The sequence below is a fragment of the Sphingobium baderi genome (assembly GCF_001456115.1).
GTDB lineage: Bacteria > Pseudomonadota > Alphaproteobacteria > Sphingomonadales > Sphingomonadaceae > Sphingobium > Sphingobium baderi_A.
Window position 1 is genome coordinate 28,264 of the sequence record NZ_CP013264.1, and the last position, 16,438, is coordinate 44,701.

The following is a 16,438-nucleotide window of genomic DNA, read 5'->3' on the forward strand; positions in this document are numbered from 1 at the left end:
CATCAAGGAGCGAATGTGCAGGAATGACCAAACGGGTTCTGATTGTCGAAGACGAGATTTTCGTGGCGCTGGAAATTGAGCAGATCGTGCAACAGTCCGGCCTGGACGTGATAGCCATCGCGGCCGACCGGGAAGAAGCGCTTGCGGTCGCATCGCTGTGTGACATCGCCCTTGTCGACCTGAATCTGCGCGACGGGCCGACCGGGCCGGGCATAGGCATGGAACTGGCCAGCCGCCACGATGTGCGGGTAATCTATGTCACCGCAAATCCCGACCAGATCGGCGCAGCGTCCGACACCGCCATCGGCTTCGTCACCAAACCTTTCGGCCCACACTGCATTGCCGCCGCCCTGAAGCAGGCCATTGCGGAAGAATGCGATCCGGAAGAAAGCCGGACCGACGGTTTCACGCCGTTTCTTGCTGCGCGCGATGCATGGCGCGGCGGGGAATCCATACACTGACCTCCAGCCCGCCAGGCTGCCAGTTCCGCGTCATCCGCCCGCCCAGTTGCCGCTCGACGCTCAGCGACATCAATCTTGTCCCGAACCCTTCCGCTTCCATCGGCGGGACAGCCGGGCCGCCCTCCTCCCGCCAGTCTATGCGGATGTCCTCATCCTCCTGCGCGACGTGCAGGCGCACAATCCCGCCCGCCGCCGACAGCGCGCCATATTTGGCGGCGTTGGTCGCAAGCTCATGGAACAGCAGGGCAAGGGGCGTGGCGGAACGGTCATCCACTTCGGGATCGTCGCCGGACAGGATGAAACGCGGCCGGCCTTTGCCCCGATAGGGCGCGAAAAGCTGATCCAGCACGCCCCATAGCGTCGTATGTTCCCTGGACAGCGCGGGCTCCCCATGCGGACGCACGAAATCATGCGCGCGGCCCAAGGACAGAATGCGTGCGCGCAGATCCTCTGCCACCGCCCCCATTTCGGGATGTTCGCGCGCGGACAGGCCGACCAGCCCGCTGATAACCGAAAAAATGTTCTTGATGCGATGCGACAGTTCATGCGCGATCATTTCGCGCTCCTCCATCATCATCTTCTGTTCATGGATGTCGGTGCAGGTGCCAATCCAGCGAATGATCCTTCCATGGTCATCGCGAATCGGATGCGCGCGGCCCAACGTCCAGCGATGACCGCCCTCATTATGACGCAGGCGATATTCGATCTCATAAGGCTCACCGGTTTGCAGCGAATGGCTCCAGCGGTCCAAAGCATGGTCCTTGTCGTCCGGGTGGAGGATGTCCACCCAGCCCTCTCCCTCGCTCGACCCGACCGGCGCGCCGATATATTCATACCAGCGCGCATTGAAATAATCATTATAGCCGTCAGGCCGCGCCGCCCAGACAAGCTGCGGCATGGTATCGGCAAGGGTGCGGAACAGGCGGTTGCTTTCGGCCAGCGCTGCGGCATCGCGCAATTGCCGGGCGTTTGTGGCCCGATCCCGGCGGCGGCTTTGCAATGCGGCCAGCACCTGCTGCGCCATGAGGGTCAGGCCCTGCCGCTGAAGCGCGGTCAGATCGGCGCGCGGCCTGTCTTCTATGACACAGAGCGCGCCCAGCGGCACGCCATCTTCATCGACCAAAGGCGCCCCCGCGTAAAAGCGGATATGGGGTGCGCCCGTCACCAGCGCGTTATCGGCAAAACGCGGATCAAGCCGCGCATCCGGCACGATGAAGATGGCATCGTCCAGCATCGCATGGGCGCAGAAGGACAGTTCGCGCGGCGTTTCTTCCGCCTCCAGCCCGGTGCGAGCGATAAAGCGCTGGCGCACATCCTCCACGATGCTGACCAGCGCGATGGGCGCATCGCACAGCGCCGCGGCGAAGTCGGTAATCCGGTTGAGCGTTGCAAAACCCCCGGCATCGAGATCGTACTGCGCGAGAACAGCCGCGCGGTCCGTCTCAAGGCCGTGCCAGTCAGCCATCGCTGACCCGCTCGATGTCCGCTCCCACGGCGGAAAGCTTTTCCTCCAGCCGCTCATAGCCGCGGTCGAGATGATAGACGCGGTTGACCTGCGTTTCCTCCTCCGCTGCCAGACCCGCCAGGATCAGGCTCATCGAAGCGCGCAGGTCCGTCGCCATCACCGGCGCGCCGACCAGCCGCTCGACGCCGCGCACCACGGCTGTGCGGCCGTTGACGGCGATGTCCGCCCCCATGCGCGCCAGTTCAGGAACGTGCATGTAACGGTTTTCGAAGATGGTCTCGGTCAGCACCGAAGCCCCGTCCGCCAGCGTCAGCATCGCCATGAACTGCGCCTGCATGTCGGTCGGGAAGGCCGGGAAGGGCGCGGTGGAGAGATTGAGCGGTTTCAGCTTCCCGTCGGAAGCGACACGGATGCCGTCCTTCGTCACGTCCACCTGCACACCCGCGTCGCGCAGGGCGGCAAGAATGGCGTGCATGTCGTCGGCATTGGCGCCGATCAGGTCCAATGTGCCGCCGGTAATCGCGACCGCGCAGGCATAGCTGCCCGCCTCGATCCGGTCCGGCATCACGCGGTAGGTCGCGCCGTGCAGCCGATCGCGGCCATGGACGACCAGCTTGTCGCTGCCCACGCCCTCAATCTGCGCGCCCATGGCGATCAGGAGGTTGCACAGATCGACGATTTCCGGTTCGCGCGCCGCATTTTCCAGCGTGCATGTGCCCTTGGCGAGCACGGCGGCCATCAATGCGTTTTCCGTCGCGCCGACCGACACGACCGGGAAGGTGTAGATGCCCCCCGCCAGGCCGCCGTCCGGGGCGCTGGCGCGGACATAACCCGCCGTCACTTCGATCTTCGCGCCAAAGGCTTCCAGCGCTTTCAAATGCAGGTCGATCGGGCGGTTGCCGATAGCGCATCCCCCCGGCAGCGACACCCGCGCTTCGCCCGCGCGCGCCAACAGCGGCCCCAGCACGAGGATCGACGCGCGCATTTTCCGCACGATGTCATAGGGCGCTTCGGTCGAGGTGACGCGGCCCGCACGCATGGTCATGACGCGGCCGAAATCCTCCGGCCTGGCCCCTTCGATCATGGTCGACACGCCAAGCTGGTTCAGCAGATGGCCGAAGCTGTCGACATCGGCCAGCCGCGGCAGGTTGCGGAGCGTCACCGGTTCGTCGGTCAGAAGCGCGCAGGGCAGCAGCGTCAACGCCGCATTCTTCGCGCCAGAGATGGGAAGGCGGCCATTGAGCGTTTTGCCGCCGCGGATGTGAATGCGGTCCATTGCCTTCGGTTCATAGCGGGAAATGCGCGCCACGCAAGGCGCATGGATACCGGATCGCCGCGCAGGCAGGCCGGAAAACCACGCCGCCGCGATAATCGCACAGCGACGGAAGGAACCTTAATCGAGTTTAGTGCACGGACTGAAAATGCAGCCAAAAGAGTTGCTGGGGCGTTCTGCCATCGTAACGACAATTCAGGCAAAAAAGGTATTATTGGTGGCAACAAGCTGCTTCGCAGAAAGACTGGGAAAGCATGTGCCGCTGTCCGACGCGGAAAGGGCGGCTCTTGCCCGGTTGGAGGAAAATCCGCGCAAGATCAGGCGCGGTGGAATGATCCAGCGCGTCAATGAGACAGTGACGGAACTCTTTGTGCTGCGTGAGGGGCGGGTGATGAGTTTCGTGATATTGCCCGACGGCAGCCGACAGATATTGCGCGTCTACTTCCCGGGCGATTTCATCGGATCAGCCAGCACAATCTACAACAAGGCGCCCGAATCGCTTGTGGCGCTGTCGGATGCAGTCATCTGTCCATTCGACAAACATGCCCTGCGCCGGTTGCTGGAGGAATATCCGCGGGTCGCGGCCCTGCTGTTCCTGCTGTCCAATGCTGAGCGGGTGGCGATGACCGACCGGCTCGCCTCGCTGGGGCGGACATCGGCCAAGGCGCGCGTCGCATCCTTCCTGCTGGACATGTTCGACCGGCTGCGGCTGACCGATGACAGCATCACCGACAGTTTCGACCTCAAGCTGACGCAGGAGGAAATTGGCGACGCCATCGGCCTCACCTCCGTCCATGTGAACCGGATGATCCGGCAGATGGAGCAGGAAGGCCTCATCAGCCGCGCCAATGGCCGCATCACGCTGCTCGACATGGCGCTGCTGGAGGAAATCGGCCATTATACCAATCGGCACAAGGACATGGACCTGGACTGGCTGCCCACCATATCCTGACCCGGTTCAGGCCAGCAGTTCCACGTCCCAGTAAAGCCAGTCATGCCAGCTTTCATGCAGATAGCCGGGTGGAAAGGCCCGGCCATGTTCCTGCAACTGCCAACTGGTCGGGCGGATCGGCGGGACATGGAGGCGCATGCCCGCTTCTTTGGGCGTGCGGCCGCCCTTGCGGAGGTTGCAGGGTGAACAGGCGGTCGCGACATTTTCCCACGTCGTGCGGCCGCCCGCGCGGCGCGGGACCACATGGTCGAACGTCAGGTCATGGGGCGATCCGCAATATTGGCAGGCGAAGCGATCACGCAGGAACAGGTTGAAGCGCGTGAAGGCGGGGTGTTCGGACGGGCGCACATATTGCTTGAGCGCGATCACGGAGGGAATCTTCATGCCCAGGCTGGGGCTGTGGACTTCGCGTTCATAGCTGGCGACAATATCCACCCGCTCCAGAAAGACCGCCTTGATGGCGGTCTGCCACGGCCAAAGACTCAGGGGATAATAGCTGAGCGGCGTATAGTCCGCATTCAGCACCAGCGCCGGACAATTTTCCGGATGCCGTATCAGGTCGGGATGGTACATAAGACCCTTCTACCCCCTTTTCGCTCCTTTTTCGCCAACCCGCTGATTGACCGGAAACGTGACGCAGGCATGACAGCATTAACCACTCGCCTTCGTCAAGAGCCGGTATGACTCAATCCGTCGCACCACATCATATGGTGATTCGCTTTGCCCCCAGCCCTACCGGGCGGCTCCATATGGGACATGGCTGGTCGGCGCTGATGGCTTGGGACATGGCGCGCGGCGCGGGCGGCGCGTTCCGGCTGCGGATCGAGGATATAGACGGCACCCGCAGCCGACCGGAACATGTCGCGGGGATTATCGAGGATCTGCAATGGCTGGGCGTGGACTGGGACGGCGAGATCGTCTTGCAGTCGGCGCGGTTGGCGCAATATGATGCGGCGCTGGAGCGATTGCGGGAGATGGGGCTGCTCTATCCCTGTTTCTGTACCCGCGCCGACATTCAGGCGCAGTGGACCGCGAGCGCCAGCGCACCGCATGGGCCGGAGGGAGCGATCTATCCGGGAACGTGCCGGCATCTTTCCGGCGCGGAAGGGGCCAGGCGAATCGCGGCGGGCGATACGCATGCGTGGCGGATAAACATGGCCGAAGCGGTAGCGCGAGTGGGGCCGCTGCACTGGACCGCCCTGCCCTTTCCACCGGGTGATGGGACAGAGCGGAAAATCGCCGCTGATCCGCTGCCGGCGGGAGACGTCGTGCTGGCGCGCAAGGATGCCCCTGCCAGCTATCATCTGTCCTGCACGCTGGACGATGCGGCGATGGGCGTGACCCATGTGCTGCGCGGCGAAGACCTGTTTGCGACCACGCATATCCATCGGCTGATCCAGGCGCTGCTGGACCTGCCGACGCCGGCCTATGTGCATCATCCGCTGCTGGTGGGGATGGACGGCAAGCGGCTCGCCAAGCGAAGCGGGTCGATCGCTCTGGCGGACCTGCGGGCGCAGGGCGTCGATCCCGCCGCGCTCGCCGCCGATCTGCGCGCCGCGCGCTTTCCGGTTGGCATTTCGCTGGGGCAGGCTTAGACTCCGCCCATGAATATCGTGCTAGTCATCGCCTTGATCCTTGCCATGGCCGCGACGCTGTTCGCGCTGATCCGGGGCATCGTCGCTTTTCTCCAGACCACCAAGGAGGAACTCAACTCCCCCGAAGGCGGTCCCAGCCGGTCCAGCCTCAAGCAGAACAGGATGATGATGAATCGCATCCTATTCCAGGCAGCGGCGATCATCATCGTCGCGATCCTGCTGCTGATGAAGGGCACTGGCTGACGCCATGGTCAAGCTGAACAAAATCTACACCCGCACCGGCGATGCGGGGACGACCGGCCTTGTCGACGGATCGCGCCTGCCCAAACATGCGCCGCGGATGCAAGCGGTGGGCGATGTGGACGAAGCAAACAGCGCCATCGGCCTTGCCGTCCTCGCCATTGGCCTCGCCATCGGCGACGCGCAGGAAGCGCGGTGGCTGACGGTGATCCAGAACGACCTGTTCGATCTGGGCGCGGACCTTGCCACGCCGGTGCCGGAAGGGGCGGATGAACCCTGGGCGCTACGCATCGTCGAAAGCCAGGTGAAGCGGCTGGAAGCTGAGATCGACCTGATGAACGCGGAACTGAAGCCGCTCGACAGCTTCATCCTGCCGGGCGGATCGCCTGCCGCCGCCGCCGTCCACCTTGCCCGCGCCGTGACACGTCGCGCCGAACGCAGCGCAACCGCTGCGGCGGCGGAGGTCGCCATCAACCCGCAGGCGCTGGCCTATTTGAACCGGTTGTCCGACCTGTTGTTCGTGATGGCGCGGCGTCTCAACGGCAATGGCGCGAGCGACATCAAATGGGTGCCGGGCGCATCGCGCTAAATCGCTTTAATGGGCTGGCTTTTCGGCGATGCGGGCCGACCATGTGGTGATCCAGTGCCATGCGCCGCGACATTCGCCCATGGCGGCGGCTTCGACCAGCCGGAAGCCCATACCATCCCAGACATAGGATTCGCTGCCGCCGCAATCGCCAAGGCCGCGGCCCTTGGCATGGCTCTCCAGCCGCGCCTGCTGCGGGGACCAGCTTGCATTGACCAGCATGGGACGCTTCGCGTCCTCGCTCCAGCCGGGCTCGTAATCGAAAGTCGCGAAGCGGAAGGTGCGGCGCCCCGGAACGCCCGTGGCGATCACCGGGACAGACGTGAAATTATAGGCCCCCGACCCGCAGGGCACCAGCACCAGTGCTTCAGCCTTGGACAGGCGATGCTGTTCGAGGGTCTGGGCGTCACGCATTTCCTCCGCGCAGCCGGTGAAACTGCCCAGCGCCGTCAGTTCCTCGCGCCAGAAGGCCGCAGGCGCCGGCCCGGATGAAATGGGGAGACGGATGACTGTCGGTGCGAGCGGCGCCGGACGGACCGCGTTGGCGCGCAACGGCCCGGTGGCGATCAGCGCGGTGGTGGTGCCTGCCCTTCCCTGCTGCGCGTCCATGTAACGGAGCGCCGCACCCGATCCGGCGAGCGAAGGACGGCCCAGCAATCTCGCGCCGGAGCGGATTTCCAGCGAGAAGCCGCGCGCCATCGCAACGGCGAGCGCGGAAGCCTGCGGTCCGCTGATCTTCGCCTCGCCATCCATGCCCGTCGTGCTGGCGATCCTGCGCCCATCGACCAGGAAGGCATATTCCGCCGGTCCCTTCGCGTCCCGGCTGGCCCAGACTTCGGGTTCCGCAGCGGGTCCGGCATCGCGGCTGATGCCCACCATCACCGGATTGTCCGGCCAGTCCGCGCCTTCCGCCAGCAAGGATACCGCTTCGCACCGGCCGCGATTGTCGCAACCGATGGTCCAGTCCTTATAGGTTTCCAGCGTTCCCGGTTTCGGCGCCTGCGCCCCCGCAGACGCCGAAACGGCGCAGGCCATTACAGCCGCCAGAAAATATTTTGCCCCCATGGATTAACCATAACTTAATCGCGCTTTGAGCGATAGAGTTTTCGTTACAGAAACAAAACGACTGGCGCTTTCAGCGCCACCCGCGAAATATTCTCTATATTTCCAAAGATATAGGGGAAACGGCTTGAACCGCTTCCCCTTAAAAGATCAGGCCGCCTTGGCGCGGGACATGCGCTTGCGTTCGTTGGGGTCGAGGTAGCGCTTGCGTAGGCGGATATTCTGCGGGGTCACTTCGACCATTTCATCGTCGTCGATATAGGCGATGGCCTGTTCCAGCGTCATCTTCCAAGGCGGGGTCAGGCGGATGCTGTCATCCTTGCCGCTGGCGCGGAAGTTGGTGAGCGCCTTCGACTTCATCGGATTGACTTCCAGGTCTTCCGGCTTGGCGTTCTCGCCGATGATCATGCCTTCATAGAGCGCCTCGCCCACGCCCACCATCAGCACGCCGCGCTCTTCGAGCGGGCCGAGGGCATAGGCCACCGCCTCGCCCGCGCCGTTGGAAATCAGCACGCCGTTCTTGCGGCCTTCGATGGTGCCCTTGTGGGGGCCGTACTTCTCGAACAGGCGGTTCATGATGCCGGTGCCGCGCGTGTCGGACAGAAACTCGCCATGGTAGCCGATCAGGCCGCGTGACGGCGCGGAGAAGGTGATGCGGGTCTTGCCGCCGCCCGATGGGCGCATGTCGGTCATTTCCGCCTTGCGCTGGTTCATCTTCTCGACGACCGTGCCGGTGAATTCGTCGTCCACGTCGATGACGACGGTTTCATACGGCTCAGTGCGGTCGCCCGCCTCGTCCGTGCCGAACAGCACGCGCGGCCGGCTGATGCCCAGTTCGAAGCCTTCGCGGCGCATCGTTTCAATGAGCACGCCAAGCTGCAATTCGCCGCGGCCGGCGACTTCGAAGCTGTCCTTGTCGGCAGCTTCAGTCACCTTGATCGCCACGTTGGATTCCGCTTCGCGCATCAGGCGGTCGCGGATCATGCGGCTCGTCACCTTGCTGCCTTCGCGGCCCGCCATCGGCGAATCGTTCACCGCAAAGCGCATCGACAGCGTCGGCGGATCGATCGGCTGGGCCTGGATCGGTTCGCTGACCGAGGTGTCGGCGATGGTGTTCGCCACGGTCGCGACGGTCAGGCCCGCGAGGCTGATGATGTCGCCCGCTTTCGCTTCCTCCACCGGCACGCGATCGAGGCCGCGGAAGGACAGGATCTTCGACGCGCGGCCGGTTTCGATCACCTTGCCCTCGCTGTCGAGCGCGTGGATCGGCTGGTTGACCTTCAGCGTGCCGGACTGGACGCGGCCGGTCAGGATGCGGCCAAGGAAATTGTCGCGGTCGAGCAGCGTGACGAGGAAGCTGAAGGGTGCGTCCTGATCCAGCGACGGCGGCGGCACATGATCCACGATCTTCTGGAACATCGGTTCCAGCGTGCCTTCGCGGCGAGTCGGGTCTTCGCTGGCATAGCCGTTGCGGCCCGACGCATAGAGCACCGGGAAATCAAGCTGCTCGTCGGTCGCTTCGAGCGTCACGAACAGGTCGAACACCTCGTCCAGCACTTCCTGGATGCGCTCGTCCGGGCGGTCGACCTTGTTGACGACGACGATGGGCTTCAGGCCCAGCGCCAGCGCCTTGCCGGTCACGAACTTGGTCTGCGGCATCGCGCCTTCGGACGAATCGACCAGCAGGATCACGCCGTCGACCATGGAGAGGATGCGCTCCACCTCGCCGCCGAAATCGGCGTGGCCGGGCGTGTCGACGATGTTGATGCGCGTGCCGTTCCATTCGATGGAGGTCGGCTTCGCCAGGATGGTGATGCCGCGTTCCTTTTCGAGGTCGTTCGAATCCATCGCCCGTTCCTCGACCCGCTGATTGTCGCGGAAGGTGCCGGACTGGCGGAAAAGCTGGTCGACCAGCGTGGTTTTGCCGTGGTCGACGTGCGCGATGATCGCAATGTTACGCAGGGACATGGGTTCGGATGCCTTCGGGGTCTGGTGCCCGGCCGGCACAGCGCCTGACCAGTGATTTGCGCGCGCCCTTACAGGAAATGATGCGGTGCGGCAAGACGCCGCGCGGTTGTCGTGGAGAAGGGAAGCCCCTATCCTGCTTTCCTGTCGACCTTGCAGCATCGGTGTTATATATCCATATGACACCGACAGGAGATACTATGGCCACGACCGCGCCCGCCACGACTGCCGAACCGCTGAACCTGACGCCGCCCGATCCGGTGCCGCCCGTCTCGCTCGAAAAGGCAGCGGGGCTGGTGCCGCTGGACGAAGGGCAGAAGTCGAAGCTGGACGAGAAGGTGGACGCCTTCATCGACGATCTGGTGGCACAGGACGCCGCTTCGCCGGAGTTCGGCAAGCGGGTCGATCAGCTCACCAATATGGGGCGCAAGGAAATCGCCGAAGCCGCCGGGCACAGCAACCGCTTCCTCGATCGGCCCGTGCGGGCGATGGACAGCGACAATAAGGTGGGCGCGGACCTCGCCGAACTGCGCCGCACGGTGGAAGACCTCGATCCGGGCAAGCGCGGCAATTTGATGACGCGCAAGAAGCTGTTCGGGATCATCCCCTTCGGCAACCGGATGCGCGACTATTTCGACGGCTATAAAAGCGCGCAGAGCCATATCAATTCGATCCTGGGCAGCCTCGCCAGCGGCAAGGACGTGCTCATCAAGGACAATGCCGCCATCGATGTCGAGCGGCAGAATATGTGGGCCGCCATGGGCCGTCTGGAGCAGATGATCCATATTTCCAAAACCCTGGACGCGCGGCTGGAAGCCAAGGCGCTGGAACTGGATTCAACCGATCCGGCCAAGGCGAAGGCGGTGCGGGAAAGCGCGCTCTTCTACATCCGCCAGCGCACGCAGGATCTCCTCACGCAGATGGCGGTGACGGTGCAGGGCTATCTGGCGCTGGACCTCGTCAAGAAGAACAATGTCGAGTTGGTGAAGGGCGTGGATCGCGCCAGCACTACCACGGTCGCGGCGCTGCGGACGGCGGTGACGGTGGCGCAGGCGCTGGTCGGGCAGAAACTGGTGCTGGAGCAGATCACGGCGCTCAACACGACGACCGCGAACATGATCGATTCGACCGGCGAGATGCTCAAGAGCCAGACCGCGCAGATCCATGAGCAGGCGGCCTCCAGCACCATTCCCATCGAAACGCTGCAACGCGCTTTCCAGAATATCTACGACACGATGGACAGCATCGACACCTTCAAGCTCAAGGCGCTGGAGAATATGAAGACGACGGTGAACACCCTGTCGAACGAGGTCGAAAAGTCGAAGGGCTATATCGCGCGGGCCGAAGGACAGGCGCAGGCGGCGCAGGAAGCGCGGAGCGAGAACCCGCTGCTGAGCGCGATCGAGGGGTGAGGATGCAGGCCGCCCTTTCCCGTTCGGTTCGCGCGAAGGGTGAGAACATATGACCCGCTCCGACCGCGTGCTGGCCGATGCGGAGGCCGTGCTGCGCCGCCATAGCGAGCGCGGGCAGAGCCTCTCCACTCGTGCGCGGCAGAGGCGCAATGCGGGGCTGATGCGGAAGGTCAAATATGCCTTCTGGGCCATCGTCGCCGTGCTGGTCGCGGGCACGGTTGCCGGTTTCGTGACGCCTCTGGGCACAACCGGCGTGATGGTGGCGCTGGGCGTCATGGTCGCCGCCGTGCTGCTGATCGCGCTGATGCCGACCGAGACGCGGGTGCGGACGGAGGCGCTGGCCGAGACGGAACTCACCGCCCTCCCCCTCAAGACCGAAATCTGGCTGGAGAACCAGCGCAAGGCGCTGCCCGCGCCCGCGGTGACGCTGGTGGACAGCATCGGGGTGAAGCTGGAGGCACTGGGACCGCAACTCGAACGGCTGAACCCGCAGGAACCGGCGGCGCAGGAAGTCCGCAAGCTGCTGGCCGATCATCTGCCTGAACTGGTGACGGGCTACCAGTCCATTCCCGAATCGCTGCGGCGCGAGGAACGAAACGGCCGCGTGCCGGAGAAACAGTTGATCGAGGGGCTGTCCGTCATCGACGCCGAAATCGCGCGGATGAGCGAGACGCTGGCGAGTGGCGATCTCGACAAGCTGGCGACGCAGAACCGCTTTCTGGAACTGAAATATCAGGAAGCAAAGGAACTGGGGGACTAGTCCCCGCTTTTCCTTATCCGATGATCCATCTCACCCTCATCATCGTCGATTTCCTGACGGGCCTGCTCGCGGCAGGCGCATGGGCGCTGGCGTCCGCGGGCGGCGCCATCGCGGCGCTGGTGGGGAGCGGTTTCGTCGGCTTTTCCCTGTTCAGAAGATGGCGGCGACGGCAATAGAGCAACCGCCTTCTATTCCTGAACCTGATAGGTGCAGGGCACGATGCTGGCCGGATCGGGCCGCGCGGCGATACGCTTGAAGCGGGCGAGATAGCCACCCGCCGTGGGTTTGGGGATCAGTTCCTCCAGCCGAAAGCCCATGGCCGCGAACTCGCAGGAGAGGAGGCGCGGCGGCGTGCCGTGCTGCTCGGTCGGGCGGTTCGCGTCGACCACGATGATCTCGCCATCGGGCCTGAGCGCGGGGCTGAGGTGCCAGAGAAAAGCGTATGGCTCGCCGATCTCATGATACATATGGACCATGAAGATGCGGTCGAAACTGTTTTCGGGCAAGCGCGGGTCTTCCGGCGCGCCCAGCTTCACGCTGACATTCTTCCAGTCCTCCCGCGTGATGCGGCGGGACAGCGCCTCGATCACTTCGGGCATGATATCCTCGGCCAGCACCCGGCCCTTGGCGCCCACGCGCTTGGCGAGACGGACGGTGTAATAGCCCTCTCCCGCGCCGATATCCGCGATGGTCATGCCCGGCTTGATCCCGGCGCGGTCCATAATGTCATCCGCTTCGCGCACCCGGTCGCGCGCCTCTTCGCTGGACCAGCGGGTCGAGACGATAGGGGCAACGGGCCGGTCGGCGCGCGGGAAAGGCCGGGCGGCGGGCGATCGGTCGTCCTTGCCGGACGAAAGCATGTCGCAGGCGGCCAGCAGGAACAGCAATGCCCCTCCCAACGCCCCGCGCCGCTGCATCAGTCGACATCCTCCACATCGACCTTCTCGCCCGTCACTTTCTGCGACAGGGCGGCGGCCATGAAGGGATCGAGCGCGCCGTCCAGCACATCGTCGGGCGCGGTCGAGGTGACGCCGGTGCGAAGATCCTTCACCAGCTGATAGGGCTGGAGGACATAGGAGCGGATCTGGTGGCCCCATCCGATCTCCGTCTTCGCCTGATAATCGGTCGATGCGGCTTCCTCGCGGCGGCGCAGTTCGGCCTCGTAAAGCCGCGCCTTCAGCATGTTCATCGCGGTGGCGCGGTTCTTGTGCTGGGATCGGTCGTTCTGCGAAGCGACGATGATGCCGGATGGAACGTGGGTGATGCGGACGGCGGAGTCGGTCGTGTTGACGTGCTGACCGCCCGCGCCCGATGCGCGGTAGGTATCGATCTTGAGGTCGCTTTCCTTGACCTCGATGTCGATATCGTCGTCGATCACCGGATAGACCCAGACGGACGAGAAACTGGTGTGCCGCCGCGCCGAGCTGTCATAGGGGCTGATGCGGACCAGCCGATGCACGCCGCTCTCGGTCTTGGCATAGCCATAGGCGTTCTCGCCCTTGATGAGGAAGGTCGCGGACTTGATCCCCGCCTGATCGCCCGCCTGATAATCGACCAGTTCCACCTTGTAGCCGCGCCGTTCCGCCCAGCGGCGATACATGCGGCTGAGCATCTCCGCCCAATCCTGGCTTTCGGTGCCGCCCGCGCCCGCATGGATTTCCAGATAGGTGTCGCTGGCGTCTGCTTCGCCCGCCAGCAGCGCCTTGATCTTGTCCTCGTCCGCGCGGTCAGCAAGTGCCTTCAGGGAAGCTATGGCTTCGCTGACCATATCCTCATCACCCTCGGCCTCGGCCATTTCGATGAGTTCGGCGGTGTCGGTCTTGTCCTGCTCGATGGCGCGGGTCGCGCCGATGGCGGCGTCTAGGCGGGTGCGCTCGCGCATCACTTCCTGCGCCATCTTCTGATTGTCCCACAACGTCGGGTCTTCGACGCGGGCGTTCAGCTCATCCAGCCGCCGCAGCGCGCGGTCCCAGTCGAGGAAACGGCGCAGCAGGTCCAGCGCGGCGTCGATACGGTCGATATATTGCTGCGCTTCGGCGCGCATGGTCTGTTCTCCAAAGTTCCTTGCGGCGGCCCCTAGCACCCGAAAAGAGCGCGAACCAGCCGCATATCAATATATGCCGCCCTGATCCTGGAGGAAGTCCGCGTCGGTGCGCTGACGCCGCGCGCCGGAAGCTGCCCCGGCCGCAGCCGCCTTGTCCTGCGCTTCCACTTCCTCCTTGCGGATGGAGCGGCGCGGTTCGGATTCGGGCTTGAAGGCTTCCCAGATCACCGATGCCTTGGGTTCATCGGTTGGCCACGCGCCATAGATGCGCTTGCCCGAACGGCGGTCGATCGTGACCATTCGCACCCCTGCCGGGGCAACGAACGGCGTCTTGGGCATATTCTCAAGCACCGGGGCCATCGCCGCCTTCCAGATCGGCGCGGCGATGCGGCCGCCCTGCGCCCAGCCGCCCAGGCTGCGCGGCTGATCATAGCCCAGATAGACGCCCGCGACGAGATCAGGCGATCCGCCGACAAACCAGACATTGGTGGGGCCGTTCGTCGTGCCGGTCTTGCCGAACAGCGGTCGATTAAGGTCGCGCAGGACCGTCGCCGTGCCGCGCTGGATCACGCCTTCGGCGATATGGACGACCTGATAGGCGGTCATGGGGTTCATGACCTGTTTCCCTTCAAAACCGAAACGGGGCATGGGCTTGCCATCCCAGTTCGGCAGGTTGCACCCGTCGCAGGGCCGCCAGCGTTCCGGCCAGATCACCTTGCCGCGCCGGTCCTGCACATAATCCATGACCTTGGGGCTGAGCTGCCGCCCATGGTTGGCGAGCATGGCATAGGCGTTCACCATCCGCTCGACCGTGGTTTCGCCCGCGCCCAGCGCAAAGGAGAGATAGGGCTGATAGTCGCCGATGCCCATCGCCTTGATGGTGCGGACGACCCGCTCCATGCCGGTCTGGCTGGCGGCGCGCACGGTCATCAGGTTGCGCGACTGCTCGACGCCCCAGCGCAGCGTCTGCGGCCCGGCGCCGCCGCCGGAGAAATTGCGGAAGCATTTCTGGCCGAGACTGGCCGATTGATAGACGCACAGGGGGCCATCGACGATGATCGAGGCGGGCGTCATGCCATTGTCCAGCGCGGCGGCATAGACGAAGGGCTTGATGGTGGAGCCGGGCTGCCGCATCGCCTGCGTCGCGCGGTTATAGGATGACAGGCGGGAATCGAAACCGCCCTGCAAGGCGCGGAGGCGGCCTGAATGGACTTCCTCGACCACCATGCCGCCCGACACTTCGGGAATGTTGCGGAGCGCCCAGTCCGACCCGTTGCGCGCGACGACGATCAGGTCGCCCGGCTTCATCGCGGAGAAGGCTGAACCCCCGGTCTTGCGATAGGAAAGCTGCGCCGACCCGGCAGGCAGCGTGCCGGTGGTGCCGTCGGCAAAACCGATCTGCGCGGAAGACGCACTGCGGCTGATGACGGCGGCGACGCGCCAGCCTTCATAATCGACGCTGACATAGCTGGCGGCCAGTTCCCGCTCCCAGCCATTATCGACCTTGATCTCGCCGACCGGGCCGGACCAGCCCCGCCCGGCGTCGAAGCGCAGCAGGCCGTTGCGAAGCGCGGTCGTCGTGCTGGCCTGGATGGCCGGGTCATAGGGGCTGCGGACCCACAGGCCGCCCGCATAGACGCTGTTGGGGCCGTCCTCCGCCTTTTCCCCGAATCGCTGGATCAGGCGGCGGCGGATTTCCTCCATATAATAACCGCCCGCCCGGTCCTCGAAGCTCGCCCCGCGGGAGGCGACCGTGCCCAGCGGCGCGGCGCGGGCCGCATCGCGCTGCGCTGCCGTGATCCAGCCGTTCGCATGCATTTCGCCCAGCGCCCAGTTGCGCCGCTCCAGCGCGCGTTCATGGCCGGTCGGGCTTTCCGGGCGGTAATTGGCCGGACCCTTGGGCAGAATGGCGAGATAGGCCATTTCCGGCAATGTCAGGTCGGCCACATCCTTGTCGAAATAAGCGCGCGAGGCCGCCTGCACGCCATAGGCGTTGCGGCCCAGGAATATCTGGTTGAGATAGAGTTCAAGGATCTGCTGCTTCGACAGCACTCCTTCCATGCGATAGGCGAGGATCATCTCCTTCACCTTGCGCGTGGGGGAATATTCGTCACCGATCAGCAGGTTCTTCGCCACCTGCTGCGTGATGGTGGAGCCGCCGCGGGCGCGCTGGCCCGACCCGATCTTGCTGGCATAATCGAACACCGCGCCGGCAAAGCCGGGAATGTCGACGCCATGATGCTCGAAGAAGGTCTTGTCCTCCGCCGCCAGATAGGCGCGGATAAGGAGCGGCGGATAATCGCTATATTGAAGCTGCACACGTCGTTCGCGGGCGTAGCTGTGCACCGGCTGGCCGTTGATGTCGCGCACGATGGTCGGCAGCGGCGGCTCATATTCCAGCAGGGTGGAGGCGTCGGGAAGGCCGCGCGCGAAGATCAGCCAGAACAGGAATATCGCCAGCAGGAAGCCGCCCAGCAGGATCGCGCTCCAGCGGAACAGGCGGCGTCCCCAGAAGGGGCGAAGACGGTCCCTGATGCCCCCGGCCTCACGGCGCAGGCGATAGGCGAAGGACGACGGTGCGGCGGTTTCAGGGCGAGCCTCTTCCATGATGGAGCAGGCTCTA

16 protein-coding genes are annotated in these 16,438 nt (G+C 64.4%); 8 read left to right on the forward strand and 8 right to left on the reverse strand.

The window, feature by feature from the left end; all coding sequences use genetic code 11:
- Window positions 1-23: 23 nt before the first annotated feature.
- On the forward strand, window positions 24-461 hold the full coding sequence (locus tag ATN00_RS00155; protein WP_062060675.1) for a response regulator: 438 nt from the start codon (window positions 24-26) through the stop codon (window positions 459-461).
- Here the strand turns inward: ATN00_RS00155 and ATN00_RS00160 are convergent.
- Window positions 406-1,926, reverse strand: a complete 1,521-nt coding sequence (locus ATN00_RS00160; RefSeq protein WP_062060678.1) for a sensor histidine kinase — start codon at window positions 1,924-1,926, stop codon at window positions 406-408. The two genes, ATN00_RS00155 and ATN00_RS00160, sit on opposite strands and share 56 nt — an antisense overlap.
- The gene (gene murA / locus ATN00_RS00165) at window positions 1,919-3,202 is read right to left on the reverse strand and encodes a UDP-N-acetylglucosamine 1-carboxyvinyltransferase (protein ID WP_062068202.1); all 1,284 of its coding nucleotides are present in this window, start codon (window positions 3,200-3,202) and stop codon (window positions 1,919-1,921) included. The genes ATN00_RS00160 and murA overlap by 8 nt, the downstream gene beginning before the upstream one ends.
- A gap of 211 nt (window positions 3,203-3,413) precedes the next feature.
- Between murA and ATN00_RS00170 the strand changes: the two genes are divergently transcribed.
- Window positions 3,414-4,151: a Crp/Fnr family transcriptional regulator gene (locus tag ATN00_RS00170; protein ID WP_062068204.1), complete on the forward strand. Its 738-nt coding sequence runs from the start codon at window positions 3,414-3,416 to the stop codon at window positions 4,149-4,151.
- A 6-nt stretch (window positions 4,152-4,157) separates the two neighbouring features.
- On the opposite strand, the gene ATN00_RS00175 is transcribed toward ATN00_RS00170, so the two are convergent.
- A complete protein-coding gene (locus ATN00_RS00175; protein WP_062060680.1) occupies window positions 4,158-4,724 on the reverse strand; it encodes an HNH endonuclease in 567 nt (188 codons plus the stop codon).
- A gap of 107 nt (window positions 4,725-4,831) precedes the next feature.
- Between ATN00_RS00175 and gluQRS the strand changes: the two genes are divergently transcribed.
- The 3 genes from gluQRS to ATN00_RS00190 are packed head-to-tail and all read left to right on the forward strand — an operon-like array spanning window position 4,832 to window position 6,575.
- Complete coding sequence (gluQRS, locus tag ATN00_RS00180; RefSeq protein WP_062060682.1) at window positions 4,832-5,746, forward strand: tRNA glutamyl-Q(34) synthetase GluQRS; 915 nt, start codon at window positions 4,832-4,834, stop codon at window positions 5,744-5,746.
- A gap of 9 nt (window positions 5,747-5,755) precedes the next feature.
- Window positions 5,756-5,989, forward strand: a complete 234-nt coding sequence (locus ATN00_RS00185; RefSeq protein WP_062060685.1) for a twin transmembrane helix small protein — start codon at window positions 5,756-5,758, stop codon at window positions 5,987-5,989.
- Between the two features lie 4 nt (window positions 5,990-5,993).
- Window positions 5,994-6,575: a cob(I)yrinic acid a,c-diamide adenosyltransferase gene (locus tag ATN00_RS00190; protein WP_062060688.1), complete on the forward strand. Its 582-nt coding sequence runs from the start codon at window positions 5,994-5,996 to the stop codon at window positions 6,573-6,575.
- Window positions 6,576-6,581: 6 nt separating this feature from the next.
- On the opposite strand, the gene ATN00_RS00195 is transcribed toward ATN00_RS00190, so the two are convergent.
- Window positions 6,582-7,637, reverse strand: coding sequence for a DUF1176 domain-containing protein (locus ATN00_RS00195; protein WP_062060691.1), 1,056 nt, complete (start codon window positions 7,635-7,637; stop codon window positions 6,582-6,584).
- A gap of 147 nt (window positions 7,638-7,784) precedes the next feature.
- Complete coding sequence (gene typA, locus ATN00_RS00200; protein ID WP_021244917.1) at window positions 7,785-9,602, reverse strand: translational GTPase TypA; 1,818 nt, start codon at window positions 9,600-9,602, stop codon at window positions 7,785-7,787.
- 197 nt (window positions 9,603-9,799) lie between these two features.
- On the opposite strand from typA, the gene ATN00_RS00205 reads away from it, so the two are divergent.
- The 3 genes from ATN00_RS00205 to ATN00_RS23560 are packed head-to-tail and all read left to right on the forward strand — an operon-like array spanning window position 9,800 to window position 11,947.
- A complete protein-coding gene (locus ATN00_RS00205) occupies window positions 9,800-11,011 on the forward strand; it encodes a toxic anion resistance protein (protein WP_062060694.1) in 1,212 nt (403 codons plus the stop codon).
- Window positions 11,012-11,060: 49 nt separating this feature from the next.
- A complete protein-coding gene (locus tag ATN00_RS00210; protein WP_062060697.1) occupies window positions 11,061-11,771 on the forward strand; it encodes a hypothetical protein in 711 nt (236 codons plus the stop codon).
- Between the two features lie 20 nt (window positions 11,772-11,791).
- Window positions 11,792-11,947: a hypothetical protein gene (locus tag ATN00_RS23560; RefSeq protein ID WP_197413634.1), complete on the forward strand. Its 156-nt coding sequence runs from the start codon at window positions 11,792-11,794 to the stop codon at window positions 11,945-11,947.
- Window positions 11,948-11,959: 12 nt separating this feature from the next.
- Here the strand turns inward: ATN00_RS23560 and ATN00_RS00215 are convergent, their stop codons facing one another.
- From ATN00_RS00215 to ATN00_RS00225, 3 genes are all read right to left on the reverse strand, one after another.
- Entirely contained in the window at window positions 11,960-12,688 is a 729-nt protein-coding gene (locus ATN00_RS00215) for a class I SAM-dependent methyltransferase (protein ID WP_062060700.1), read from the reverse strand.
- Entirely contained in the window at window positions 12,688-13,815 is a 1,128-nt protein-coding gene (prfB, locus tag ATN00_RS00220) for a peptide chain release factor 2 (protein ID WP_062060702.1), read from the reverse strand. The genes ATN00_RS00215 and prfB overlap by 1 nt, the downstream gene beginning before the upstream one ends.
- 66 nt (window positions 13,816-13,881) lie before the next feature.
- On the reverse strand, window positions 13,882-16,422 hold the full coding sequence (locus ATN00_RS00225; protein WP_062060706.1) for a penicillin-binding protein 1A: 2,541 nt from the start codon (window positions 16,420-16,422) through the stop codon (window positions 13,882-13,884).
- Window positions 16,423-16,438: the final 16 nt, after the last annotated feature.

Excerpts from the sequence above, each read along its gene's own strand:
- ATN00_RS00155 (WP_062060675.1), top strand. The coding sequence starts at position 24 with ATGACCAAACGGGTTCTGATTGTCGAAGACGAGATTTTCGTGGCGCTG.
- ATN00_RS00160 (WP_062060678.1), bottom strand. The coding sequence starts at position 1,926 with ATGGCTGACTGGCACGGCCTTGAGACGGACCGCGCGGCTGTTCTCGCG.
- murA (WP_062068202.1), bottom strand. The coding sequence starts at position 3,202 with ATGGACCGCATTCACATCCGCGGCGGCAAAACGCTCAATGGCCGCCTT.
- ATN00_RS00175 (WP_062060680.1), bottom strand. The coding sequence starts at position 4,724 with ATGTACCATCCCGACCTGATACGGCATCCGGAAAATTGTCCGGCGCTG.
- gluQRS (WP_062060682.1), top strand. The coding sequence starts at position 4,832 with ATGACTCAATCCGTCGCACCACATCATATGGTGATTCGCTTTGCCCCC.
- ATN00_RS00185 (WP_062060685.1), top strand. The coding sequence starts at position 5,756 with ATGAATATCGTGCTAGTCATCGCCTTGATCCTTGCCATGGCCGCGACG.
- ATN00_RS00190 (WP_062060688.1), top strand. The coding sequence starts at position 5,994 with ATGGTCAAGCTGAACAAAATCTACACCCGCACCGGCGATGCGGGGACG.
- ATN00_RS00195 (WP_062060691.1), bottom strand. The coding sequence starts at position 7,637 with ATGGGGGCAAAATATTTTCTGGCGGCTGTAATGGCCTGCGCCGTTTCG.
- typA (WP_021244917.1), bottom strand. The coding sequence starts at position 9,602 with ATGTCCCTGCGTAACATTGCGATCATCGCGCACGTCGACCACGGCAAA.
- ATN00_RS00205 (WP_062060694.1), top strand. The coding sequence starts at position 9,800 with ATGGCCACGACCGCGCCCGCCACGACTGCCGAACCGCTGAACCTGACG.
- ATN00_RS00210 (WP_062060697.1), top strand. The coding sequence starts at position 11,061 with ATGACCCGCTCCGACCGCGTGCTGGCCGATGCGGAGGCCGTGCTGCGC.
- ATN00_RS23560 (WP_197413634.1), top strand. The coding sequence starts at position 11,792 with ATGATCCATCTCACCCTCATCATCGTCGATTTCCTGACGGGCCTGCTC.
- ATN00_RS00215 (WP_062060700.1), bottom strand. The coding sequence starts at position 12,688 with ATGCAGCGGCGCGGGGCGTTGGGAGGGGCATTGCTGTTCCTGCTGGCC.
- prfB (WP_062060702.1), bottom strand. The coding sequence starts at position 13,815 with ATGCGCGCCGAAGCGCAGCAATATATCGACCGTATCGACGCCGCGCTG.
- ATN00_RS00225 (WP_062060706.1), bottom strand. The coding sequence starts at position 16,422 with ATGGAAGAGGCTCGCCCTGAAACCGCCGCACCGTCGTCCTTCGCCTAT.